Origin of the sequence: Nostoc sp. DedQUE08 (assembly GCF_034530895.1) — a bacterium.
Taxonomy (GTDB): Bacteria; Cyanobacteriota; Cyanobacteriia; order Cyanobacteriales; family Nostocaceae; genus Nostoc.
This window is the reverse complement of the sequence record NZ_JAVRCD010000026.1, coordinates 76576-102694: the sequence shown is the minus strand read 5'-3', so window position 1 is coordinate 102694 and position 26119 is coordinate 76576. Positions and strand designations below refer to the sequence as shown.

18 protein-coding genes and 1 pseudogene are annotated in these 26119 nt (G+C 40.3%); 9 read left to right on the top strand and 10 right to left on the bottom strand.

Annotated features, from left to right (window positions below; all coding sequences use genetic code 11):
* Positions 1–215 precede the first annotated feature (215 nt).
* Positions 216–1175: a protochlorophyllide reductase gene (locus RMY64_RS18660; RefSeq protein ID WP_322674328.1), complete on the bottom strand. Its 960-nt coding sequence runs from the start codon at positions 1173–1175 to the stop codon at positions 216–218.
* Between the two features lie 582 nt (positions 1176–1757).
* Between RMY64_RS18660 and RMY64_RS18655 the strand changes: the two genes are divergently transcribed.
* From RMY64_RS18655 to recQ, 5 genes are all read left to right on the top strand, one after another.
* Positions 1758–3164, top strand: a complete 1407-nt coding sequence (locus RMY64_RS18655) for an AAA-like domain-containing protein (RefSeq protein WP_322700808.1) — start codon at positions 1758–1760, stop codon at positions 3162–3164.
* A 139-nt stretch (positions 3165–3303) separates the two neighbouring features.
* The gene (locus RMY64_RS18650; RefSeq protein ID WP_322674326.1) at positions 3304–4878 is read left to right on the top strand and encodes an AAA-like domain-containing protein; all 1575 of its coding nucleotides are present in this window, start codon (positions 3304–3306) and stop codon (positions 4876–4878) included.
* Positions 4879–5209: 331 nt separating this feature from the next.
* Positions 5210–5455, top strand: coding sequence for a hypothetical protein (locus RMY64_RS18645; protein WP_322674325.1), 246 nt, complete (start codon positions 5210–5212; stop codon positions 5453–5455).
* On the top strand, positions 5448–5732 hold the full coding sequence (locus RMY64_RS18640; RefSeq protein ID WP_322674324.1) for a type II toxin-antitoxin system YafQ family toxin: 285 nt from the start codon (positions 5448–5450) through the stop codon (positions 5730–5732). The genes RMY64_RS18645 and RMY64_RS18640 overlap by 8 nt, the downstream gene beginning before the upstream one ends.
* A gap of 213 nt (positions 5733–5945) precedes the next feature.
* Positions 5946–8105, top strand: a complete 2160-nt coding sequence (gene recQ / locus RMY64_RS18635) for a DNA helicase RecQ (protein ID WP_322684071.1) — start codon at positions 5946–5948, stop codon at positions 8103–8105.
* 110 nt (positions 8106–8215) lie between these two features.
* Here the strand turns inward: recQ and RMY64_RS18630 are convergent, their stop codons facing one another.
* A complete protein-coding gene (locus RMY64_RS18630; RefSeq protein WP_322684070.1) occupies positions 8216–8740 on the bottom strand; it encodes a pentapeptide repeat-containing protein in 525 nt (174 codons plus the stop codon).
* A gap of 162 nt (positions 8741–8902) precedes the next feature.
* On the opposite strand from RMY64_RS18630, the gene RMY64_RS18625 reads away from it, so the two are divergent.
* Complete coding sequence (locus RMY64_RS18625) at positions 8903–9475, top strand: Uma2 family endonuclease (RefSeq protein WP_322684069.1); 573 nt, start codon at positions 8903–8905, stop codon at positions 9473–9475.
* A 137-nt stretch (positions 9476–9612) separates the two neighbouring features.
* Here RMY64_RS18625 and RMY64_RS18620 read toward each other — a convergent pair whose 3' ends face one another.
* Complete coding sequence (locus tag RMY64_RS18620; protein WP_322684068.1) at positions 9613–9780, bottom strand: hypothetical protein; 168 nt, start codon at positions 9778–9780, stop codon at positions 9613–9615.
* A 626-nt stretch (positions 9781–10406) separates the two neighbouring features.
* Here RMY64_RS18620 and RMY64_RS18615 point away from each other — a divergent pair.
* Positions 10407–11642 (top strand): annotated as a pseudogene (locus RMY64_RS18615) (glycosyltransferase family 4 protein); the annotation flags it as partial.
* 495 nt (positions 11643–12137) lie between these two features.
* Positions 12138–13871, top strand: coding sequence for an NFACT family protein (locus RMY64_RS18610; protein ID WP_322700807.1), 1734 nt, complete (start codon positions 12138–12140; stop codon positions 13869–13871).
* Between the two features lie 86 nt (positions 13872–13957).
* Here RMY64_RS18610 and tnpA read toward each other — a convergent pair whose 3' ends face one another.
* Complete coding sequence (tnpA, locus tag RMY64_RS18605) at positions 13958–14371, bottom strand: IS200/IS605 family transposase (protein WP_322700806.1); 414 nt, start codon at positions 14369–14371, stop codon at positions 13958–13960.
* 327 nt (positions 14372–14698) lie between these two features.
* Positions 14699–17332 carry a DNA polymerase III subunit alpha gene (locus tag RMY64_RS18600; RefSeq protein ID WP_322700805.1) on the bottom strand — a complete coding sequence of 878 codons (2634 nt, stop codon included), beginning with the start codon at positions 17330–17332 and terminating at the stop codon, positions 14699–14701.
* A 193-nt stretch (positions 17333–17525) separates the two neighbouring features.
* Here RMY64_RS18600 and RMY64_RS18595 point away from each other — a divergent pair, with 193 nt between their 5' ends.
* Positions 17526–18818, top strand: a complete 1293-nt coding sequence (locus RMY64_RS18595; protein ID WP_322689074.1) for a dicarboxylate/amino acid:cation symporter — start codon at positions 17526–17528, stop codon at positions 18816–18818.
* A 20-nt stretch (positions 18819–18838) separates the two neighbouring features.
* On the opposite strand, the gene RMY64_RS18590 is transcribed toward RMY64_RS18595, so the two are convergent.
* The 5 genes from RMY64_RS18590 to RMY64_RS18570 all read right to left on the bottom strand — a co-directional run bounded on the left by RMY64_RS18590 (position 18839) and on the right by RMY64_RS18570 (position 25158).
* Positions 18839–19018, bottom strand: coding sequence for a hypothetical protein (locus RMY64_RS18590; RefSeq protein WP_292785777.1), 180 nt, complete (start codon positions 19016–19018; stop codon positions 18839–18841).
* Between the two features lie 535 nt (positions 19019–19553).
* The gene (locus tag RMY64_RS18585; protein ID WP_322700804.1) at positions 19554–19781 is read right to left on the bottom strand and encodes a hypothetical protein; all 228 of its coding nucleotides are present in this window, start codon (positions 19779–19781) and stop codon (positions 19554–19556) included.
* A 315-nt stretch (positions 19782–20096) separates the two neighbouring features.
* Entirely contained in the window at positions 20097–21158 is a 1062-nt protein-coding gene (locus RMY64_RS18580) for a hypothetical protein (protein WP_322684062.1), read from the bottom strand.
* A 395-nt stretch (positions 21159–21553) separates the two neighbouring features.
* Positions 21554–23266, bottom strand: a complete 1713-nt coding sequence (locus RMY64_RS18575; protein ID WP_322684061.1) for a diflavin flavoprotein — start codon at positions 23264–23266, stop codon at positions 21554–21556.
* A gap of 152 nt (positions 23267–23418) precedes the next feature.
* The gene (locus tag RMY64_RS18570) at positions 23419–25158 is read right to left on the bottom strand and encodes a diflavin flavoprotein (RefSeq protein WP_322700803.1); all 1740 of its coding nucleotides are present in this window, start codon (positions 25156–25158) and stop codon (positions 23419–23421) included.
* Between the last annotated feature and the right edge of the window lie 961 nt (positions 25159–26119).

The following is a 26119-nucleotide window of genomic DNA, read 5'->3' as shown; positions in this document are numbered from 1 at the left end:
AAGGAATAAAGGTGTACTGAGTTTTTTTCACGCAATCAAATATGAGTCCTATAATACTAATTAATTCAAAAGGCGTTGCATAAATGCGGGATGAATTGGCGGTTGAAACCATTGAAAATTCCAAATTAGGTGAAAACATCCCATGATTCAGCAACGCCATTCAAAAAAATGAATCTATGAATCATGCACAAGTGTAACGCCACCTCACTGTCTGATCAGGCAAGTCCAACCAACTTGGCGCTGAGTTCCCATAAGCGATCGCCTTTGTCGTCATCACGAGCTTGAGGAGAGACTTTTTGCACAAAAGATTTGCCATCTTTCTTCTGGCGATTTCCCCAACTCCAATAAACACCGGATTGATTATACTCAGGATCGGCAACCACGGCAGCAACCCGTTCTCCCGCCAACTCCTGAGATACATATCCCCCAGTGATGTACTTCTGGAATAATGGAAAGATTTTCTGAAACAGGGGATAGTGGTTTCTAAATAGCGGCGTTTCTGCAACACATCCCGGATAGAGAGAATTGAAGATGATACCGGTTGACTGGTGATAGCGCTCGTGCAGTTCTCGCATAGTCAGCACGTTGCAAACCTTGCTGTCTTTGTAAGCTTTAACTGGTTCAAATTTTTTGCCATCAATCATCGATATTGGCTCTTGAAATCCTTCTGCAAAGCCTTGCAAATCGCCTAAGTCGGGACGTGGTGGAATCTTTCCACCTAGTTCGTCTGGATTGTGGGTGACGGTTCCTAAAATTACCAGCCTTGGTTCTAAAGATGACTTCTTCAGATCCTCTATCATCAGGTTGCACAATAGGAAATGACCCAGATGATTTGTAGTGACAGTTAACTCGTAACCTTCTGGACTGCGTAACGGCTCTTTGATTAAGGGCATATAAATTGCAGCGTTGCACACCAAAGCGTCTAAAGACTTGCCAGTGGCTCGGAAGTTCTTCACAAATTGTCGAACACTTTCCAAAGAGCCAAGGTCAATATGTATGCTGGTATAACTGTTGTAGGGGATTTCCACACTTTGGGCTGCTTTTTGTGCCTTCGCTAAATCCCGACACGCTAATACGACATACCATCCCCTTTCAGCAAGAGCTTTTGCAGCATACAAACCTACCCCTGAAGAGGCACCCGTAATTACAACCGTTGGCTTTTGATGTTGTTCCATTCTGTTCAGCTCCCATTGACTGTCTCTAGAATCTCATACCAGCGAGCCATCGTTGTCACCAGGTTTTTCAGGGCTGTATTTCGGCTGAACTAACGCCCTTCTATCACTTTGGTGAAAACAATAATCGAAGCAGAAAACTGAAACTATGACTAAATCAAGGTTTGAAGCTTTATTTTCTAACATAATAAATTCAAAAATGTAGCCAAAACTTGGAAAGTGAGGTTCGTAAGCCTTGCAGCGATTGCTTTCTCCAAAAGTGATGGAAGAGGGCTAAGTAAGTGGGCGAGAAAATTCCCAAGTTTTTTACGAAATGTAAATACAGCACATACTTTACAAATTCGTTATTTCACAGTTTTTACAAAACTAAACATACATTGGTTTTATCGTGCTTGCCGACTTAACCTCTATACAAAAAACCTTCAAAAAAGTAATTACAATCACATTTTTGGTATACTACTGATGAATGCGATATCAACTTTTTTTGTTTTTAAATATTTTTTCTTCAGATATATTTCAGATGTATATTACTACTAGGCTGAAAAGTATAAGTAAATTGCCTAGCTGTTTAACAATTTATTTTCTGTGGATAAGCTTCTACAATCTGTAAAAAAAATTCTCCAAGACAAGCCTCTCGATCCAATTCAGTGGTTTGTGCTTTATCAATCGTGTTTGGGTAAAACTTATGGTGAGATGGCAGAGGTGTCAGGCTACGGCAACAATTACATCAAGGAAGTTGGTTCTGAGTTGTGGCAAGACCTTTCTATCGCACTTGGAAAAAGAATAACGAAAAAAAATCTACATTTAGCTTTGAATAAACACTTGCAAGACGAGATAGGTAATCAAGAAAATCAGATCCAAGAAAAGTTTGGTGAAGAATCTAGTTTAGAAATGATTTCTCCAGACTTGTTTTCAGCAAGCAAGATAGAATTTCCTAGCGGCCCTATAGCACTAGATTCTCCTCTTTACATCAATCGCCCTTCCCTGGAAGAAGTTGTTTGTAACGAGATTTTACACCCTGGTTGCTTAATCCGGCTCAAAGCACCTAGAAAGATGGGAAAAAGTTCTCTGCTGAATCGGATGATTGCTTATGCTAGAGAGCAAGATTATCAAACTGTTTATTTGGACTTTCAAGAAGCTGACCGAGATGTTTTTGTTTGCCTGGATAAATTTTTGCGTTGGTTTTGTGTAAATGTCAGTAGGCAGTTAAATCTTCTTCCTTGTGTAGATGATTTTTGGGATATAGAAATGGGTAGCAAGGTAAGCTGCAAAATCTATTTTGAAGCATATCTGTTGCAATACATTAATGATAATCCTGTAGTTTTGGCTTTGAATGAAGTCCATCGGATTTTTGAATATCCCAATATTGCCCAAGACTTTCTGCCAATGCTGCGATTTTGGCATGAACAAGCAAAGCAAGATCGGATTTGGCAAAAACTGCGGATGATAGTGGTTCACACCACAGAAATTTATATTCCGCTTAAGCTCAACCAATCGCCTTTCAATGTAGGGATAACAATTACACTGCCACCATTTACCCTTAAGCAAGTACAAAGTTTAGCATTACGTTACAAACTAGATTGGGCAGGAAACTTGGAAGGGGAAAAACGCCTTGCACCCCTACAAGCAATGGTAGGGGGTCATCCTTATCTGGTGAGCCTTGCATTTTATCATTTATGTCAGGGAGAAATGACGCTAGAGGTGTTATTAGAAACTGCATCTACACCAGTAGGAATTTACGGTCAGCATCTACGAGAACTGTTGACACTACTGCAAGAAGAACCAGAATTAATGTCAGCTATGGAACAGGTAATTGCAACAGATGAAAAAGTAGAGTTAGACGCGATCGCTGCTTATAAACTAGAAAGTATGGGTTTGGTTCAACTAAACGGCAATCAAGCTAGTGCCATGTGTAAGTTATATCGTCTTTATTTTAGTCAGCAGTTTGGAAAGCAAAATAATACTAATGTTTATCGTGAATTTACCAGCTAGTTTTGATTGTTCATAGTAAACACTAAAGTTCTGATTACGAACCTAATTACTCATCGATATTATCAGAATTTTCTTAATTGTCACAATCCAGATGTGTTGATTGAGATATAGAATAAACTTAAAATTAAAAATCAATTAAATGAAAAATTATCGATATCAAGTTGGTGGTACTCTCACTAATGATGCTCCTAGCTATGTCGAGCGCAGAGCAGATGTGGAACTTTATGAAGCTTTGAAACAGGGTGAATTTTGCCACATCCTAAGCTGTAGACAAATGGGTAAATCCTCACTTATGGTAAAAACAAAGCACCGCTTGCAAAAAGAGGGCTTTAAATGTGCCACCGTTGACATGACTAATATTGGTTGTGAAAATATAACTCCAGAGCAATGGTATAAAGGAGTTGTCGGTGACTTATGGTTGAGTTTTAAACTGTTAGGAAAAGTTAATTTAAAAACCTGGTGGCAAGAACAAAACGATCTTTCTTTGGTTCAGAAAATCAGTCGGTTTATTTCGGAAGTTTTATTAGCTCAGTTTCCTAACGAAAGGCTATTTATTTTTATTGATGAAATTGATAGTATACTCAATCTCAATTTCTCTGTTGATGACTTTTTTAACATGATTCGATTCTGTTATAACCAACGAGCAATTAATCCAGAGTATCATCGAATAACATTTGCAATTTTTGGGGTTGCGACACCTTCAGACTTATTTATATATGGTAATAATACTACCCCGTTTAATCTTGGTAAAACTATAGAAGTTAATGGTTTTACCTTTGAAGAAGCTCAACCACTATCCTTGGGATTAGATATTAAAGACAATCACCCTCAGAAAGTTTTGAAAGAAGTATTAGCTTGGACAGAAGGACAACCATTTCTTACTCAAAAGCTGTGTCGGTTACTTGTGAGTTTATCTCAAGATGATATAGGTAGAAAGCTAAAAATTCCCCCTGGTACAGAAGAATTTTGGATAGAAAATGTGGTGCGATCGCACGTCATTGAGAAATGGGAATCACAAGATGAACCGGAGCATTTGCGAACTATTCGCGATCGCATCCTCAGAAACGAAAAATATGCTGCCAGATTGCTAGGAATTTATCAACAAATCCTTCAAGGAGTGAAAGTACCAGCCGATGATAGTCGAGAACAGGTAGAACTTTTGCTATCTGGTTTGGTAATCAAAAAACAAGGTTTTCTCCAAGTAAAAAATCGAATTTATCAAGAAGTTTTCAATTTAGAATGGGTTGGGAAAAAACTAGCTTACTTGCGTCCCTACTACGAAAACTTCAATGCATGGATAGCCTCAGAGGAAAAAGATAAATCTCGCCTATTACGCGGACAAGCCTTGATAGATGGGCAAACTTGGGCAAATTGTAAAAGCTTGAGTAACTTAGATTATCGATTTTTAGCTGCTAGTGAAGAATTAGATCGGCGAGAAGTACAGCAGGCTTTAGAAGCTGAACGCGCTCAAGAAGTAGAAGCACGACTTGCAGAACAACAAAAAAGGCTGGCTCAACAAAAGAAAAATGCCACAATAGTGACACTTTTGCTCGTGGGGATGACCATCAAATTAGTGATTTCTATAGTGTGGGGAGTATCGCTTTTACGAAAGATTGATGTTTTAGAATCACAGTTAAAATGCACCGATATTACTACAACCCTGCAATTTCCTCACTGTCCAAAGTCAAGAGCCTCTAAAGAAACCTCAGAATAACGATTGTTAAAAAAACTTAGTTAGGGACTCAGTTGGAAATTAGCTAACTTTCCTTTCATCGTTAAACACTTCTCTAACAATCTCAACAGAGCCAAAATCCCCGACTAAAGAAACACAAGTCCGATCGAAGCTGCCGATGATGTGAGTTAAAATCCTGATATCTTCAATAACTGCCCACGCAGAACGGCCCCGAAAAAGCGATCTTTTGTGTATAAAGGTTGATTGAGTGCGATAAGTTAATATGAATTTGATGAAGTTAAAAAAGCAATAAAGGTAAAACTTGTAAGTTTATATCTTACGAGTTCTATTATCAACCAAAATAATTAACAGGATGAAGCGATTGAGTAACCTAGATAGAGTTTTAGATGCCGCAATGGAGCTTACTTTAGAGCAGCAAGAAATGCTGGTACAAATTCTCAAAAGCAGAATTATTGAAAGTCGGCGAGATGAAATTGCGTCAGATGCAGCAGCTTCCATTGCTGAATTTCAAGCAGGTAGGCTCAAAATCCAGACTGCTGCCGAAGCAATTCAAGAATTACGGGAATATCTCAATAACCCAAGTGCAGCCGATGTATAGGTTAGTTATCACGAGCAAATTTAAAAGAGCTTTCCGAAAATTTACTCGTCGTAATGCTGACTTACAGGCCAGAATAGAAGAAACTATTGCTGCTATGGAGAATGACATATTTGCAGTCAACTTGGGCACTCACAAGCTAGAGGGAAAGCTCTCAGGGTTGCTTTCATGTTCTTGTGGATATGATTGTCGCGTTGTTTTCTCGCTGAAAACCGATGAAGAGAGTGGGGAACAAGTTGTTCTTTTGTTAGATATTGGTACTCATGACGATGTTTATTAGCTCAATACAAGTGCGATCGCCTATCTTATAACAACTGTCTTGAAATTCAAGCGTGGGCGTAGCCCATCGTAGACATCGCATTATGTATGATGATTGATTTAGTGGGATGGCAAACAGAAACGTAGGTCTGGCCAAAGCTGCCGATGATGTGAGTTAAAATCCTGATATCTTTAATAACTACCCACGCAGAACGGCCCCGAAAAAGCGATCGCTATGCTTCAGTATCCCCATCTCGAACAAGCGCTAAAATATCACTTCGGTTATGACCAATTCCGCCCCGGACAACGGCAAATTATCGAAGATGCGCTGCAAAATCGAGATTTAATGGTTGTGATGCCGACTGGTGGGGGGAAATCTTTGTGTTTTCAGCTACCAGCGTTGTTAAAAAATGGGCTAACGGTGGTGGTGTCGCCGTTAATTGCTTTGATGCAAGACCAAGTAGAAGCATTGCGAAATAATAATATTAATGCGACATTTCTCAATAGCAGTTTGAACGCTTACCAAGTGCGATCGCGGGAAGAAGCCATCCTCGGCGGTAAAGTAAAATTACTCTACGTCGCCCCGGAACGTCTCCTCAGTGAAAGGTTTCTCCCGTTTATCGATTTAGTTAAAGAAAAAATCGGTATTTCTAGCTTTGCTATTGATGAAGCGCACTGTGTTTCGGAATGGGGACACGATTTTCGTCCAGAATATCGCCAGTTAAAATCTCTGCGGAAACGTTATCCTGATGTGCCTACAGTCGCTCTCACCGCCACAGCAACCGATCGCGTCCGTAGTGATATCATTCAACAACTAGGACTAAAGCAACCAAGCATCCATCTTGCCAGCTTTAACCGTGAAAATCTTTATTACGAAGTTCGTCCTAAAACTAAATATGCTTACACTGAATTATTAGAACTAATTCGAGAAACTGAAGGTTCGACAATTATTTATTCTTTAACTCGTAAAAAAGTTGATGAATTAACTTTTAAACTACAAAATGATAAAGTTATTGCTTTGCCTTATCACGCCGGATTAAGTGATGAAGAACGTAGTAGCAATCAAACGCGATTTATTCGAGATGATGTCCGGGTGATGGTGGCAACAATCGCTTTTGGAATGGGAATTAATAAACCCGATGTGCGGTTGGTAGTTCACTTCGATCTACCCAGAAATATAGAAAGTTATTATCAAGAATCGGGTAGAGCAGGTAGAGACGGAGAACCATCTCGATGTACAATATTTTTCAGCTTTGGTGATGTTAAAACAATTGAATGGAGTATCGATCAAAAAACCGATCCTCAAGAACAGTTGATTGCTAAACAACAACTGCGGCAGATGATCGATTATGCTGAAGGCACTGATTGTCGACGAACAATTCAACTGGGTTATTTTGGCGAAAGGTTTCCTGGAAATTGCGGTAACTGTGACAATTGTCGTCATCCCAAACCCGTGCAAGATTGGACAATTGAAGCCATGAAGTTTTTATCTTGTGTGGCGCGTTGCAAAGAAAGGTTTGGAATGCTACACATAATTGATGTGTTGCGAGGAGCAAAAAAAGACAAAATTATCCAGTACGAACACGATAAACTTTCTACCTACGGTATTGGTAAAGATAGAACTGTAGATGAATGGCGAATGTTGGGGCGATCGCTTTTACATCAGGGGTTAATAGAACAAACTAGCGATGGTTACTCAGTTTTAAAACTAAATGCCTTAAGTTGGCAAGTCATGCGAAAACAACGCACAGTTTCCTTAGCTGTAACCATAGTTCAAAAGATTACCTGGGAGCCGGAGAGTGAAAAAGCAGAAGTTGCAGAAATATTATTACAGAAATTGCGATCGCTACGCAAACAATTAGCTGATGAGCAATCTGTACCACCTTACGTCATCTTTCACGATTCCACTTTAAAATTGATGGTACAAGTGCAACCCCAAAATTTAGCTGAATTTGCCAAACTTTCTGGTGTAGGTAGTCACAAACTCGCTCAATATGGCGAAAAGTTCATTACAGAAATTCGCGCCTACCGCCAAGAAAAAGGTTTGCAAAATAAATCTGCTACTTCTGTATCATCTCCCAAATCATCTTCTTCTTACACCGAATTGCAGACATTACAATTGCATCAACAAGGTTTAAATATCGCTCAAATTGCCCAAAAGCGCAATCTTAGTCCAGCAACAGTTAGCAATCATCTAGAAAAACTTATTGAGAAAAATCAGCCAGTTGATTTAAATCAATTAGTACCTATAGAACATCAACAAAAAATTTGGCAAGTTTTAGAAGTACTCGGTGATATTTCCCTGACTCCCATCAAAGAACAATTAGGAGAAAGCTACACTTTTGATGAAATTCGTTTAGTACGGAGTAAGTGGCGGCGAGAAAATCGTAAATAAAAATTAAATTTTAGAGGATGTTTTCAAAGTATAGGGCGAATAATTGAGACTTTACAAATATCTTTTTAACTTGCTCCGAATGCACCCTTATGGCTGCAACTGAAGATGAACTAAAAGTCTCCGAAAAATGGGCCGCTTTTTATAGTGCCATCGGGCATAGTAGTCTGGTAAACAAAATTCCCATAACTCCCAATAATGTTTGGAGCGATGTAAGCATCTCTGAAGTTAGTTTTAATCAGAATAGCGAACTCAAAACTACTGATGTTTGCTCCACAGAAGACAGCACTACTAGCATTCATCTGAGCCAAACTGGTTCCTCCCAAATCGGCTTCAGTCAAGTCGCACCAAGACAAGTTGGCGGAATATAAATTAGCATCCCTGACAATAGCACGTTTCAACCAAGCGCCTTCCAAGGAAACACCAAACAAATCAGCTCCAGTCAAATCGGCTCTACACAGATCGGCTTGTCTCAAATAGGCTCCGCGCAAATTGATATCTCTCAAAATAGCGCCTTCGAGGTCAATCGAACTGTCAAGGGGAACACCCTCAGATTGAATCAACTCAATCCCAGCGAAGTTTCGCTCTCCATCAGCATACCGAACCAGCAACTCCTCAGCAGTTATTTCCCAAGGCATGATTTAACCTCCAAGTTTTTTCTCATCTCAAATATATGGATGTCTAAGCCTTTATGGGCGGTTTATGTCTAGAAAAAAGATAGCCCTGTTGAGTATACTCTGTGAATTTTCAAACATCCTTTTATGATTAAAATACAAAAGCCAGATTAAAGGAGTTAGCCAATGAGCGAGACGCTTAATACAGGAGTACGCTGGACAACTCACGATGTAGAACTCTTCGCAGAAAACGAAGGGACGCGTTACGAGATAGTTGATGGAGAATTATTTATGACTAGGGCACCTCACTTTAAACATCAGCAAACTTGTGGCAGAATTTTCCAACAGCTTAACATTTGGTCAGATTCTACTGGTTTAGGAGAAGCTGTAATCAATCCCGGCGTTTTGTTTTCAGAATCAGATAATGTGATTCCTGATGTAGTTTGGGCTACTAAAGAAACCTTGGCGCTAACATTAGACGAAAAAGGACATTTTACTGGCGCACCAGATTTAGTAGTCGAAGTCTTGTCTGAAAGTAAATCAGACGAAAGACGGGATAAGGAAGCAAAACTTAAACTTTATTCTTCCAGAGGAGTAAAAGAATATTGGATTGCTGATTGGCGATCGCGTAAACTAGAGGTCTATCGGCGCGAACAAAGTCAACTGAATTTGGTAGCAACCCTATTTAGTAATGATAATATAATTTCTCCGCTATTGCCTGATTTTAGCTGTACTGTAGACCAGTTTTTCCCTGTATAAATTTTAGTTGAATGGAAAAACAGCTTTCATTCTTTTCCCAAAACACAATCTGTATAATTTATTGTTCAGATATCGCCTTGCACCAATAACTAAGTTTTCTCCTCATCAAGGCGATATCTCTAGCTCGTCAGTTTACATTAAGAAAAACTGGGAATTTCAGAGTTAGAATCTTGTGATGTCATAGCAGACTTTGAAGACTGAGTGTTTTGGTTTTTGCCAGGTAGAATTACAGATAGCAGCTTAGGCAGTGCTAGACAGGCAACAGTATTTAATATCGTCAGAAATATACCATCTATCAAACTCATATACTAATCTTCTCCGTTTGAAAATTGGTGGTGACTATATTTATTAGTTTGAAGCAAAAACAGTAAAATTGCGTAAAAAGAGAATTTAGATTTATTTTAGAGAATATAAGCTAAATAAATATATTTTTATCAAAACAGAATAAAAACGTCAGTTGCCATAATTGAGTTGGGTATTTTGACCGAAAAAGCAGATAGCGTCGCGTCAAGATTGCTGAATCCTGAATTTTGAATTCTGACTTCTTTTTCAAGTCTTCTGGCTTCCTACTCTGAGATGTGTTAGGGGGTCAAACCCCCTATTCACCAGATATATTCTCGTAGAAGTCAAAGAACTGAGTCTATAGGTAGAGAGCAAATTAAAATTGCCATATCTATGAAATTGGAGCTAGACATGAATGAAAAAATCTCATTTTTATCTATCAAAAGGATGAGATATAGATATAACAATTTCCTATATCTAAAGAAACTAAATGTTTGTTTTTAACCTATCTGACAGAAGATGTTAAAAAAAATTAGACATAGTAAATTAAAATCAATAATAATCAAAGTTACTAAACAATTCAGGTAAGTGTGCTATACACGTGCTTGGAACAACCTAAAACTTTGTTAAAATCAGCAACACACAAACTATGAACTCTACCACCGAAAAACGTATCGCCTTGATTTCCGTCCACGGAGACCCAGCGATTGAAATAGGGAAAGAAGAAGCTGGGGGACAAAATGTTTATGTGCGCAATGTAGGTGAAGCACTAGCGCAGCTGGGATGGCAAGTTGATATGTTTACCCGCAAAGTGAGTCTGGAGCAAGACTCGATAGTTGAACATAGCAACAATTGTCGAACTATCCGTTTAAAAGCTGGCCCCCTTGAGTTTGTGCCGCGAGATGAAATTTTTGAATATCTGCCAGAATTTGTGGATAATTTCCTCAAATTTCAAATAAAAAACGATTTTACATACGAATTGGTTCATACTAACTACTGGCTCTCTAGTTGGGTGGGGATGCAGTTAAATAAAATCCAAAAGAGTAAACAGGTTCACACCTACCACTCATTAGGAGCAGTCAAGTACAACACTATAGAAAATATTCCTTTGATTGCTAGTCAGCGATTAGCAGTGGAAAAACAAGTGTTGGAAAAAGCAGAGCGAATTGTAGCGACAAGTCCGCAAGAACAGGAACACATGCGATCGCTAGTTTCCACAAAAGGCAATATCGATATTATTCCCTGTGGTACAGATATTCAGCGCTTTGGCTCCATTGGACGAGAAGCAGCTAGGGCTGAATTGGGGATTGATAAAGAAACCAAAGTTGTACTATACGTGGGGCGCTTTGACCAACGCAAAGGTATAGAAACTTTGGTACGGGCGGTAAACGAGTCTCAACTACGCGACTCCAAAAATATCCAGCTAATTATTGGTGGTGGTAGCACTCCAGGTAACAGCGACGGCATTGAGCGCGATCGCATTGGGCAAATCGTCAACGAATTGGGAATGAGCGACTTTACCACCTTTGCAGGTCGTCTGAGTCAAGATATTTTACCAACTTATTATGCTGCTGCCGATGTTTGCGTTGTTCCCAGCCACTACGAACCCTTTGGACTCGTGGCAATCGAAGCGATGGCAAGCGGTACACCAGTAGTAGCAAGCGATGTCGGCGGACTTCAGTTTACTGTAGTTAATGAAGAAACTGGTTTATTGGCTCCACCACAAGATGTAGAGGCTTTTGCATCTGCTATTGACCGAATTCTCTTAAATCCAGAATGGCGAGATGAATTAGGTAAAGCTGGTAGAAAGCGCGTCGAAACTAAGTTTAGCTGGGATGGTGTTGCCAATCAACTGAGTGAACTTTACACCCAACTGTTGCAGCCACAAACAGTAGCGTCAACAGCAAAAGAACTAGTACACTCAACCGCCGAACTAGTGCAATCAGCAGCAAAAGAACTAGTACACTCAACCACCGAACTAGTGCAATCAGCAGCAAAAGAACCAGTTTTAGCTGCTAAATAACGCTTTTGTTTAACAGATAATGGTGAGTGAGTAACTCGGATAATATTTTGGGTTTAAATTTGGTAGCGTAGGCGTAAAGCCTGCGGCATAGCTACGCTTCGGGCGTAGCCTCTCCAAGAGTTGCCCGCCGTAGGCATCGCCTGAGCTTGGAAAACTCAACACCAAAAACAAACTGTATAAAAAACGAACTTATCACTTAAACGCAGAAGCTTATCTTATGATAATTTCTGCGTTTTTTGATTCGCAGCTATCACCAAAGCAAGTAACCGCTATGATAGGTGAGGTCTGTTATGCTTTAACTAAACAAAAATAAAAGCATAGCGATCGCTACCATTTGAATTTTAACAACTAATCGCTTTGCAACCAGTTGACTTTACCACTCTCACAGCTGCTTGTAGCGAAATCCGCGCTAACTGGCTACCATCACGCTTAGAACAAGTTTACCAGCGCGATCGCTATACGATCGCTATGGCATTACGTACCTTAGAACAGCGAGATTGGCTACAAATTTCTTGGCATCCCCAAGCTGCACATATTTGTATTGGCGATCCGCCACCGCGATCGCCAGATACCTTTACCTTTAGCCAACAATTAATACACCAATTGGGTGGTTTAGCACTGGTGGCGATTGAAGCGATCGCCCCTTGGGAACGTGTGATTGATTTACAATTTGCCCGTCGTCCTGGAGAAAGCGCTCTATATCATGTCTATGCAGAAATCATGGGCAAGTATAGCAACGTTATTCTCACCGACGCTAACAATATAATTATCACCGCCGCTCATCAAGTCAGTCAGCAACAATCTAGCGTCCGTCCCATCCAAACCGGACAATTTTATGAAACACCACCGAAACTAACTGGAAGTGTCCCCTACTTGAGTGAATCTCAAGAACGTTGGCAAGAACGGGTAAGTTTAGTACCAGGAGCAATCAAGCGGCAATTGCTCAAAAGTTATAGTGGCTTGAGTGCTGCACTAGTGGAGTTAATGCTGCTAGAAGCAAATATCGTACCAGAAACATCCACCTATACTCTCAACCCCGACGACTGGCGACGGCTATTTGAGCGTTGGCAAGAATGGCTGCAAGCTCTAGATTCCAAAGAATTTCAACCCGCTTGGACAAAAGATGGTTACACCGTAATGGGTTGGGGTGCAGTTGAAAAGGTCAAAAATATCCAGGAGTTGCTCAACCGCTACTACAGTAACCAAATTGACCAACAGTTATTTTCCCAATTGCGCCATCAGTTGAGTCAGAAATTAAATAATATTCTGACGAAATTACACAATAAAGCTCAAACCTTTGAGACGCGCTTGCAGCAATCAGATCGAGCCGATGAGTATCGGCAAAAAGCAGATTTATTGATGGCTCATCTGCAAAACTGGGAACCGGGGATGAAAGAAATTATCATTGCTGATTTTGAGACAAATTTGCCGGTTGCGATCGCTCTCCAGCCAGATAAAAATGCTGTTCAAAATGCTCAAAGTCTTTACAAACAGCACCAAAAGCTGAAACGCGCTCGTGCTGCTGTCGAACCGCTACTATTGGAAGTACAAACAGAAATTGAGTACTTAGAGCAAGTAGAAGCTGCGATCGCTCAGATAGACACCTACCAAACAGCAGAAGATTTGCGAGCTTTAGAAGAAATCCGCGAAGAGTTGATTGGGCAAAAATATCTAGAAGATCCAGAATACCGCAGTCGTAGTGCAAACGAACCTCCCAGCACTAACTTTCATCGTTACCTTACCCCCGGCGGCTTTGAAGTATTAATCGGTCGTAACAATCGCCAGAATGACCAATTGACCTTTCGTGTAGCAGGGGATTATGACATCTGGTTCCACGCTCAAGAAATTCCAGGGAGTCATGTATTACTACGTCTAGAACCGGGTGCTGTGGCAGAAGAAGCTGATTTGCAATTTGTAGCTAATCTCGCTGCATATTACAGTCGCGCCCGTCAGAGTGAGCAAGTACCAGTAGTTTACACTCAGCCAAAACACGTCTACAAACCCAAAGGAGCAAAACCCGGAATTGCCATTTACAAGCAAGAAACCATACTTTGGGGAAAACCACAATTAACAATTCAAAATTCCAAATGACGCTCTCTACTTCACTAAAACCTAAATCAGTTATTTTAGTTTTTCTTTGCTTGCTTTTTTCTCTGGGTGCAAATTGATTAAATAAATCAGCTTTGAGTTGCCCTTTCTAAATGGGAATTTACTGTGCCTTCAAGATGATGTATTTTTTGATTTTGAACATATATAACAGCTTGCTCAAGTTGCTTACTGCCCAAGGAGAATATACCATATCCTTCTTGCCAAGTAAATTTTTCTGATGTAGGGCAAAGATTGTGATTGAAATGGTGAGAACTACTTCCTTTAATTTTTTTCACAAACTCTGCGATCGCGATTGTTAGGGGGATAGATACTACTAAATGTATGTGGTCTTTAATACCTCCAATTGCATGGAGTCTACAATTTAAACCATTGGATTTATTAATGATGTAATTATAAAGCTCAGTTTCTTTATCGGAGGTAATTAGAGGTTGGCGTTTTTTTGTTGCCCAAACAATATGATAATAAAGTCGCCACAGAGACATAATATTTTTTAAATTTTGTATTTATTTACATACATTTATGTTTCCCATATTGCTAGAAAAAATTATCATATTAGCAATGTCCGTCAGCCAGGGAAGTAGGAATCAGCAAATCAGCCAGTTCACGAAGCCAGCCAGAATGCAGCAGCCAGCAGCAGCCAGCCAGGGAATGAAATTCCCTGTCTGAAAGCTAAAGTCGTCTGAAGACGACTATCTGAAACTAGTGAACAATTAAACCAAGTTTTTTCTAGTCCTCTAGAAGAGGACTTGCATTATTAGACAGGGAATTCTATTCCCTGGCTGGCTATTCTGGCTATTCTCTGGCTATTCTCAATTCGGTAAACTCTCAATCCGCATCAAATCCAATTCGCTCTCAAATATTTCATCAATTGGCAACATTTGACCATCAACAGTCATAAATTTATGGTCTTTTGTTGCCCGAATTATTGAACCATCTTCCAAACAATACTCAAACACCTCTTGCTGTCCGCGATCGTGCCACTGTGCTACAGGTTGCGTGTAAATATTTCCATTATTATCAACGCTGTACACAGTACATTCAATGCGTTTTTCGACAATTTCCCCAATCGGCAACAATCCATATTCTACTGTCAATATTTCCGTATCATAGCTTAAACAATATTCAGCAAACTTCAACATTTGCTCAAATAATTCATCCGCAACTTTTTTCTGAACGCCATTTTTAGCTGCGCCATCCACGAATTTTTCTCGCTGCTTTTGCATCTCAGAAACTTTCTTTTTACCCATCGCTCGACGCAGTAAGTCAGCTTGTCCTAAAGAATATCCTGCCATATCTTGAGCAATTTTCATGATTTGCTCTTGATAGACCATAATTCCATAGGTTTCGTCTAATATTGGTTCCAGAACTTGGTGTTGATAATCAATGTTTTCTCGACCATGTTTGCGGTTAATAAATTTAGGAATTAGTCCCGCATCTAATGGCCCTGGTCGATAAAGTGCCAAAATTGAAGAAATATCTTCTATATTAGAAGGCTTCAAATCTCGCACGATCTGACGCATCCCAGAAGATTCTAGTTGAAATATCCCTTCTAACTCACCTGCTTCTAATAATTCATAAGTTTTTTGGACATCTTTTGGTAGAGTGCTATGTTCACCTTTAGCTAATATCCTTTGGGCTTTTCTTTCATCGCGGGGAATTTCATCGGGATCGACCCGATATCCTCTCGTTTCTTGAATCAAATCTACAGTTTTTTGAATTAGCGTCAGGTTCCGTAAACCTAGAAAATCCATTTTCAACAAACCCATTGATTCCAGGTCTTCCATGAAATATTGGGTAATCACAGAACCGTCATTATTCTTCTGTAGTGGGACAATTTCATCAAGTGGATCGGCAGAAATTACCACACCGGCTGCATGAACACCAAAGGTTTTGTTAGTTCCTTCAATTCGCATCGCCATATCAAGCCAGTGGCGAACATGGGGTTCTCTATCATATTTCTCTTTAAACTCTGGTTCTGGAGTTTTATCGGAAACCATCACCTTGAGTTTAGTTGGTTTCCCCCGTACCACAGGAATTAATTTTGCCATTTTGTCAGCTTCCCCGTAGGGAATATTCAACACTCTGGCGACATCTTTCAAAACTGCTTTAGAAGTTAGACGGTTAAAAGTAATAATTTGGGCAACTCTATCTGCACCATATTTCTCGGTGACATATTCAATAACCTTGTCTCGTTGTTCAATACAGAAATCCGTATCAATATCAGGCATTGATTTCCGTTCTGGGTTCAAGAAACGCTCGAATAGTAACCCATGATGCACAGGGTCAATGTTAGTAATTCGCATCGCATAGGCAACTAATGAACCAGCCGCCGAACCGCGACCTGGCCCCACAGGAATGTTATTATCTCTAGCAAATTTGATGTAGTCCCAAACAACTAAAAAGTATTTGGAAAAACCCATCTGCTGAATCATTTTAAGTTCGTATTCCAATCTTTCTTTATAGACGGAATCGACTTCATGACGAGATTTGCGATTTAACCGTTCTAAAAGTCCACTCCATGCAACATCTTCAGCGTAAGTGTCAGCAGTATGACCAGAGGGAATGGGAGGTGTAGGAATTTGAGGCTCACCCATAATATGGTAAGGCTCAACTTTATCGGCTACTTCTCCAGTAGTAGCGATCGCCTCTGCAATTACATCATCCGGCAAATGATCGCGAAATAGCTGCTGCATCTCCTCACCAGATTTGAGATACTCTGTGCCGCTATAACGCATCCGCTTATCTTCAGCAATTAGCTTGTTAGTTTGAATGCATAGCAAAGCATCGTGCGCTTCAACGTCAAAACAAGATATAAAATGTGAATCATTGGTAGCAACAATTTTAATCCCTAGCTCTCTAGCAATTTTTACTATTTCTACATTTACAATCCGGTCTTCTTGAGAGCCGTGGTCTTGAATTTCTAAATAATAATCATCACCAAATACATCTTTATACCATTGGGCAACTTTCCGGGCGGCATCTGGCCTATTACTAAGAATTGCTTGGGGAACTTCTCCACCCAGACAAGCGCTGGTGACAATCAAACCTTCATGATATTGTTTGAGTAAATCTTTATTAATACAAGGACGAGAAAAAATTCCTTTCCCTTGAACACCTTGGAGGTGAGAAATTGTAGTTAATTTAACTAAATTTTTGTAACCTTTGGTATTTTTAGCTAAAACGACTTGATGATACTTGGGACGATGACGTTCTTGTTTTTCAAGATCGCCGTTTAGGATATACATTTCATTGCCGATTATCGGCTTAATATTTTGACTACGGCAGATTTTGATCAGTTCGACGGCTCCATACATGACACCATGATCGGTAAGAGCGATCGCTTTCATTCCCAATGCGATCGCTCGATCTACCAACTCTGGTAGCTGACTTGCCCCATCGAGCAAACTATAGTCACTGTGAATATGTAAAGGAACAAAGGACATAAGCACCTCCAACCACAAGCCAAGATATCTCTAGGGGCCTACCTTGTGGTATACCCTTTCGAGCCAGATTTTGCAAAGCAACGGAATCTTAGATTAACAGTTTTTAACCAAAATTAAAGCTGTTCTTTTTCGGGAATTATCACTATTATTAGTGTTGTTTTAATAGTTACAGCAGTTAACCAGTATCTAGCCAATGAGTCAAACAGAGAGAACTACTTCGCCTGAAACCAAAGCTAGCCCTTGGTGGCAGCGTATCCCTCTCACGTTGCAAATTCTCATCGCTTTAATAGCGGCAGTCAGCGTCGGAATTGCCCTTGGTGCGGGGAATCCCAATCCCAGCAACGCCGCTTTAATCAATAATTTAGCAATTCCGGCAGAATTGGTGTTAAAGGCTCTCCGCGCCTTGGCTACACCCCTGATTCTGGTAGCAGTGCTGCATACTTTAATGACTACCAATATCCCTGGTACAGCCGGACGGCGGTTGGCAGTGTTACTTTTAACTAACACTACCGTAGCTATTTTGGTGGGACTTTTGGTAGCTAATGTACTGCGTCCGGGGACTTGGGGCAATGTAAACACCTCAACAAGTACGGCAATAACTGCTCAAAGTCTCGATCCTTGGGGAATACTCAAAGATGCTGTACCAGAAGCCGTCCTCAAGCCATTGGTTGATAATAATGTCATCCAGTTGATTGTGATTGCCCTAAGTTTTGGCATCGTTCTGCGGGGATTAAAATCTGAACAAATTGCTCAAGGCAAGAATGGATTTCAGCCGATAGAGGATGTCATCGGAATTTTATTTGAAGCGGTAGTCCGCATCCTCAACTGGGTAATTGCCTTAGTACCGTTCGCAGTCTTTGGAATTGTAGCTAAAACTATTGCGATGCAGGGCTTTGCACCGTTTAAATCTTTGGGTGCATTTATCGTTGCCGTATTGTTAGCACTGGTATTGCAAGCGTGCTACTACCTCACCAGAGTAAAATTTGGTTCTTGGGTACACCCGCTAAAATTCCTCGCTGGCGGTTCTGATGCCTTTTTGACAGCTTTCTCAACTTCTTCCTCGGCGGCGGCAATGCCCGTAACCTTTGAGGTTTTGCAAACAAAAGTCGGTTTAAGGGAATCTTCTGCTGCCTTGGGGGCATTAGTTGGGGCAAATTTCAATAATGACGGTACTGCCCTTTATGAAGCAATGTCTGCGTTGTATATTTCCCAACTGATTGGACAACATCTGAGTCTAGGACAGCAGTTAATTGTCATCCTTACCTCGATTTTTGCATCTGTGGGTGCGGCAAATATTCCCAATGCAGGACTGGTAACGATGACACTAGTCTTCACTTCTGTCGGCTTACCTACCCAATACATCGCTTTGCTAGTTACTGTAGACTGGTTTTTGGATCGCTGCCGCACCGCAATTAATGTTATGGGAGATATGACTGTTAGTGCTTTACTTGACGGCAAAAAGCCACGTTCTGTAGACGAGGCTTAGTTTGCCAGCTTTTTAAATATCTAATGCTGTTGAGGCCCTTTGGCGTCACATTCTTTAGTCCAGCAACGTTCTAAAAGTTGCAGACGCCAGATCAATACAAAGCGTTGGGGATTCAATACTAATTTAGTATCCCGACTAAATAAGGGCTGGTTCAGATACTGCCAAAGAGGAAATTTAATTTTGGTGTGTTTTGGAGTCATAAGAAGAAGAAAAATAATATAAAAGTTGTGTCTAGGAATTACCTAATACTGTTTTTCTAGTTAAAGGCTACCCTGCGTTTTTGCTATTGTCTTTGTGGCAATTGCGGAATTTCACCAAGTGAATTTATGTTGTTTACGCTTTAATACTGAAATTGCACGCACCATTTTTCTGAATCCATATCCCGTGAAAAGTCATACCATTTCACGAAATTTCTATTACAGATACGTTAGTAAGGGCTTACACAATAAGACTTGTAATTAGGACTTACACACTCTAAAAATCACCTATAATATGTGTTATGCAAAATGAACCTTTCAGGTGCTGAACACAGCCTTTATTTGGTCGCATATTGACTGTGTTGGGTGTTAGATATGGCTCAAAAGTCCAAATCACCTACAGTATGTATGTATTGTATGTAAATCCTAGTGATTTATGTTACTAACTGTGAATTTACAGTCAGTTCGATCAAAAGGCTGCTTCTACAGTCATTATTGATTCTTTAAGGAATCCATAACTGGCCCCTCGATTTTGATACTAAACGATAGTGAAATTAGCAGCAGTCAGAGTTGCCAAGATTTCATCAGTAGTAGTCACGATGATGTTATGACTACAGAAACTCAGTTGCCTGAAGGTTAGACCACCAGACAAGCTAATTAAATTGTTGTCTTTGTAGAAGTCGGTAATAATATCAGTACCTTCTCCAGGGGCAAAGACAAATTTATCCCGGTCATTGCTAGCCTTCAGGATATCGCTCGCTACCAAGACCACCAGACAACAGGTCGTTACATTGACGCCACAGAGGTGTCTTTGCAATTACCGGGGTGCTTTGGAATACATCGTTACTGTTGCCTTCAAGTTGGCGATCGCCTACTTGGACAGTAATAACTCAAGTTGCTAATCAAAAACTACCTCTTTTTAAGTACAAAAGTTTCAAATATTTTATTTGGCTATAGGACTCATATTTGATTGCGTGAAAAAAACTCAGTACAGCTTTATTCCTTCTTCCCAGTCCCCAGTCCCCAGTCCCTAGTCCCTACGATTAATTCAGAAATTAAATCAGATTGCTATATGTTTGAGCTAAGTCCGTTGGTCTTGCTTCCTATAACCACTAATGTGGACTCCTATATCTAGACCTTTAATATTGCAACTTATGTACGACAACAGCGTATAAATAAAGATAACTATGCCCAGCATCTCTAGCACTTCTTCTATAGTCGTTATGAAGACATAAACCATGTTATTGGGGGTGTAGTAATATTCATAGTATCCGCCTATCAATTCACTAACAATTGCACCTGCCACGTAGATTGTTCCAGCAATGAAAAATAAGCGTCGTGTCTTGCTAGGAAGAGTAAACACAAATCGCCCAAACATTAGCAAGAATCCGAGTACGAAGATAGCACCCACAATCACCCAAGCGTAGTACAAAAAACCACTGGTACTGAATGTACTTCGCAATGGTGTAGTTAGTCTTTCATGAAGACTGATCAATTCGTCTAAGAACAAACCAGCAAAGACTATTGATAATCCTCTCCATGCCCAGAAGTCTTTATTTTTAGTTGACTTCTGAGCTTGGAAAATGATTTCTAGCAGAATAGAACAAAATAGTAAAGCTCCTCCAGAGTAAATTGTAGGAATACTATCCTCGCTGTTGAGGTCGAATATAATTCTAAAGATATCTCTCCCAGGGAAGTCAGGTAGATAGTAGACATTGTAATTAGCAAAAAGACTGACAAGAGCCAAACATAAAACCACGCCAAGCAGGAATTTGAGGGTTTTGTTGGCAGAAAGATATACTTTGAATTGATGCGATGATTGCAACAGCAAGATCGCATCTTCTGGTTTTATCGAACTCGTTGACTCAATTACAGATATGCGATCGCTCTTACCATTGTCTGAATAAGATTGGTTTTTCAAGATTTTGCGTCGCTCTGGCAATACAACGTTTGACATGAAGTATTCAATGGTTTGCTGCTTAACAAAACCATGTATTGCCAGAATTTCTCCCAACTGTTCACCACTTAACTTTTGTGTCTTGAGTGCTGTGTCTAATTGATCTGGAGTAATTAGTTCAGCTTCAACCAAGTACGTCCCAAGCGGCTTAAGCTGAAAATTTTGCGCGTCTATTTTCCTAATCAATTAGGATCTCCTTATTTTCACTGGCTGAATGTAATAAATTTTTAAGCTTAGTCATGAAACATTACAATAATTCATGAGATCGGATTTTAATAGCTTCATAACCTTTACTTAATCATATTTTGTATATGTTAAATTCTATACGTGTAAATTTATGCTAAAGAAAATATGAATTTATTATGTAGATACGTGTGTTTAACCATTGCTGTTTTTTCTAAACGCATTCTTCTCAGCAAAAAAAATTAATCCACCTATCACTCTCATGTGTAGGTGGATTTATTAGATGTGCAGACATCTAGGGTGGTTGATTGTATCCCTAGCACACTGAGTAAGTAGCAAAAATGCTGCTAGAGTCGCATTGCACGGTAATCTCCTAAGTTGGAGAGTACCAATAAAAGTTAATAATGAGTGCCAGTTTTGCGATGGTTAATGGCAGTCACAGCATCAGGCTTGAGTAATTTCCCTTCATCTACAGTTGCATACACAACCCAATGATCGCCACATTCCAGACGTTGGTTGACTGAACATTCCAAATATGCTGATGCATCAGTGAGGACAGTACAACCGTTATCTGCAACTGCTGTACTAAAGTTGGCAAATCGATCTTCCCCAGGCGCGAAAGATTTACGGAAATGTTTCATGTAATCTTGATGATTGCCTTCAGGTAAAATATTTAAGGCAAACTTACCGCCTGGATACATCAAAGATTCGATCGCTCGCTCTTTAGCGATCGCAACAGTTATTCCGGGTGGGTTGAAGGTGGCTTGAGAAACCCAAGCGCCTAACATCGCGGTAGACACTTCTCCAAGTTTCGCTGTCACCACACAGACGGAACCAACAATCCGACCAACAGCCTGTTCCACTGGAGTAGCCGCTTGTTGGGGTACGCGTACCTTTTTAGCCTTTTTCAGTACTTGGGCAAAGTCTGTACCTAATTCTTCACAGAACTTGAGGGTGACATCATCAGGTTTAAACTTCACCTTCAAAGTGTCAAAGCCAAAGCGATACCCAGCATCCCGGAGTTTACCTTCGATTAAGTCAAATGCTTCGCCACTCCAGCCGTAGGAACCAAAAACTCCAGCGAGTTTGCTGTTGTCACCACTCGATAACACAATCCCTAAAGCAGTATGAATCGGAGTTGGCGCATGACCACCAATGGTAGGAGAACCAATGATAAAACCCTCTGACTGCGCGAGGTTGATGCGAATTTCATCAGGGGTAGCAAATTCACAGTTAATCGATTTAACTGCAACTCCACCTTTAGTTAATCCCAGAGCGATCGCTTGTGCTAAAGTCGCTGTATTTCCGTAAGCTGAAGCGTAAAGTAAGGCAACGGAAATTTCGCGATCGTTGTGAGAACGGCTCCACTCTCCATAAGCTTTGGTAAGTTCGATTAAGCCGGTGCGTACCAAGGGCCCGTGACCTACAGCATACATTCTCACCTGCAAATCTGATATTTTCTCCAAAGCTGCTTGCACATGAGGAGTTTGGGGAGCCATCAGGCAGTTAAAGTAGTAACGCTGGTCTTCTTTGAGCGCTTCCCAGTTATCATCAAACACATCATCACCACAAAGATGAGTTGCAAATAACTTATCTGTGTAGAGAATTTGGGTTTGCTGGTCGTAGGTACAAAGTCCTTCCGGCCAACGCGGACTCGGAGTGGGTAAGAATTTCAAAACATGACCCTTGCCTAAATCCAGAGTTTCTTTCCCCCGCATCACCAAGACATTTAAATCTTGCTCTAAGAAAGCAGCACGCAAATTGTTCGCACCAGGAAGAGAACAGACAAAAGTTACCTGTGGTGCTAGTTCTAAAATTGCTTTGAGGGTTGCAACTCGATTGGGACTAAAATGACCCAAGATTATATAATCCAAACTTTGCAAATCTAAAGTCTGCCGCAATGCCTCTAAATAAATTTCGGTAAAGCTTTCTGGCGGTGGATCGATAAGTGCGGTTTTATCAGCTTCAATTAAATAGCAATTGGAAGTAGTACCTCTTTCAAGTGCGTATTCAATTTCAAACCGCAGACGTGACCAACTACGCGCTCTGATAGCCTTAGTATTGGTAGCAATTGGTAAAACTTGTACGTCGCGTGGCTTGGAATTGGTCATAGCTGTTAAAAGTTAGCGAATTGGGCATTGGGCATTGAAAATAGGGCATTGGGAATAGGGCATTGGGCATTGGGAATTGGGCATTGGGAACAAAGATAAATAACCCATACCCCGTACTCCATGCCCTATGCCCCGTGCCCCATGCCCAATATTTAGTAGTAATTACCTACTTTGCGATGGCGAACGGCTGTCAATCCATCGTTTTTGGAGACACGACCTTCTTGGACGGTGCAGTATAATATCCAGTGGTCGCTGCATTCCATGCTGGTCTGGATTTCACATTCCATGTATGCCAAAGCATCAGTCAGAATCGGCGAACCGTTTTTCGCGGTTTGAGTTTTTACCCCAGCAAAACGATCAGCACCAGGATGCAAGCGCTTGAGGAAGTGTTTCTTGAGTTCTTGATAATTGCCTTCTTCCAAAACGTTGAGGACGAAGCGATCGCCTACTTGCATTAAGGAATCAATGGCGCGGTCTTTAGCAACGGCAATTGTGAATCCTAATGGTTGCAAACTCGCTTGCGTTACCCAAGATGCCAGCATTGCACTTGAGACATTATCTTTTTTCGTGGTGACTATATATAGTCCGCTGCTAATGCGACCCAGTGCCTTTTCCATGTTGACATCAAGGGACTTGATTTGCTTGATGTTGCGATCGCGCACTAGCAATTGTCCGATGTCTTTACCCGCTTCTTCACACAACTGGAATGTTGAGGCGCTGGGAGTCTCTTTAATCCGAATGGGTGGAAAAGCTTCTTTGATGCCAGAGTCAAGAAATTGTCTGCGGAGTGTATCAATGGGTTCATCATCCCCACCGTAACATTCAAACAGCCCAAGAAATTGCTTGTTCTTGGCGACAGCTAGCACCGAACTGATACTAGCTTGGGCGGCGGCGGAGGTAGTTGGAGGCATCCCGATAATGATGCCAGCTGCTCTCCCAGCTAATTCTTGAATTTCTTGGCTTTCAGCAGTACTCAGATCCAGTACTTCTACGCCAACGCCAGTTTTCAGGATACCTTCGGCAATTGCGTGACCAAGGCGTTCGCCATATCCATATTCTGAGACAAAAAACAAGCCAACTGTGGTTTCTGCTTTCGCTTGTTTTTGGCTCCAATTTTCGTAGCACCCGGTCAGAACATCTAAATGGTGGTATAATAAAGGCCCATGACCATTGGCGATAATATTAATCTTTCCGAGATCGCCCATCCGCTTCATCGCATTCAGCAACGAACGAGCGTTAGGGCCCATCAAGCAGTCGTAGTAAAATCTAAAGTCAGCTTCGATCGCTTCTAAATCTTCGTCGAAGGTGCGATCGTCACAGAAGTGCATTCCAAAAGCATCACAGGTGTAGAGAATTTGGGTTTTGCGGTCAAAGCTAAAGATTGTATCCGGCCAGTGCAGGTTAGGCGCACTCACGAATTCCATTTCGTGCCCTTTGCCGATATCGATGCGATCGCCAGTTTTCACAACCCGCTTGGAAAAAGGATCGTGTACTAATCCCTCAAGGAATTGCAGCGCAACTTTTGAGGCTAAAACAGTGGCTCTAGGAGCTAATTGAAGGACATCTTCTACCAAGCCGCTATGGTCTGGCTCTGTGTGACTAACAATTATGTAATCAATTGTTTTGGGGTTGACAAGACTTTTGAGGGTCTCTAAATACAAATCGCGAAACTTCTGGTGAGAAGTATCGATCAAAACTGTTTGTTCGCCCCTAATTAGATATGAATTGTAGGTTGTACCGTTTTGCAGTCCGAATTCGATATCAAAGCGATCGCGATCCCAGTCAAGAGAGCGAATCGCCGTTGTGTTAGGGGCAATTTCTACAGTTTGTATAGTTAACCGATGTTGAACGTTCTCTGCGTGGGCCTTGCCGGTCGTAGACATCGCTACCATTATTCGTCTCCGAGCGCAAATTAACAGGTTTTTCTTCTGCCCCCATTCTCTCTATTATTTTTCTTTGAAGTTGTAATGAATATCAGTTTTTTAAAAATTTAACTTGTATCAATTATTGCTGTTTTTTAGCAAAAAATATGACTCAAAAAATATACTAAATATTAATTTATTCCTAAATTTTACTGAGTACTTGTTTTTGCTATTTATCTGGTTTTATCTTAATTTAAAAATATCATAGTAATTATATTTTTAACTAGAAAGATATAATTTTACTATTATTATATTGCTGGTCTACCTACCAAGTCGAGATTACTTTTAATATTTCATATTGTCAAAAAATATATTTATAAAGTAGAAAATAGGAAAATTTATGTTTTTCGGGTACTCACTTAATTAAAAAAGTAGGAAAGGTAGGAAAGGTGGGAAAGGTGGGAAAAGTGGGAAAAGTAGGACAAACCTTATTAGGCTTCCAAAAAGCGTTTATTCAATGGGTATTCAATATCTTGTCTTAATCAAAAATATGGTGCATAGAATATAAACTTTATGTAAAGTCGATAAAAAAGATATTTTTTTGGAGATAATCAAGGCAAATTTCCAGAGACTAGTTGAATAAAAAGAAAGTAGGCTTGTATATATTTTTCCACTCATCTAAAAGGAAACTAGCATAAAAATAATTTTTAAAGTTTCGATAAACCTCCGTAAGCATAAGAATAATCTCAGGAATTTAATGATACAGTCCTTTATTATCGACTTTAAACATTAATCAAGATAACGCCAACAAATTTTTCTTGTTATAGCTATAAGCTACAGCTTCAGGCTATCAGATAAGTTTACCTATATAGGTTAATGTGTAATTTTGATGTGCCGAACTTCTTATCAAAATCCATTGTTGATGAAAAAATGCAAATTTTGATAGTTTTCCCAAGCCAATACTTATCGCGTAGTAGCCTTATAGACGCCG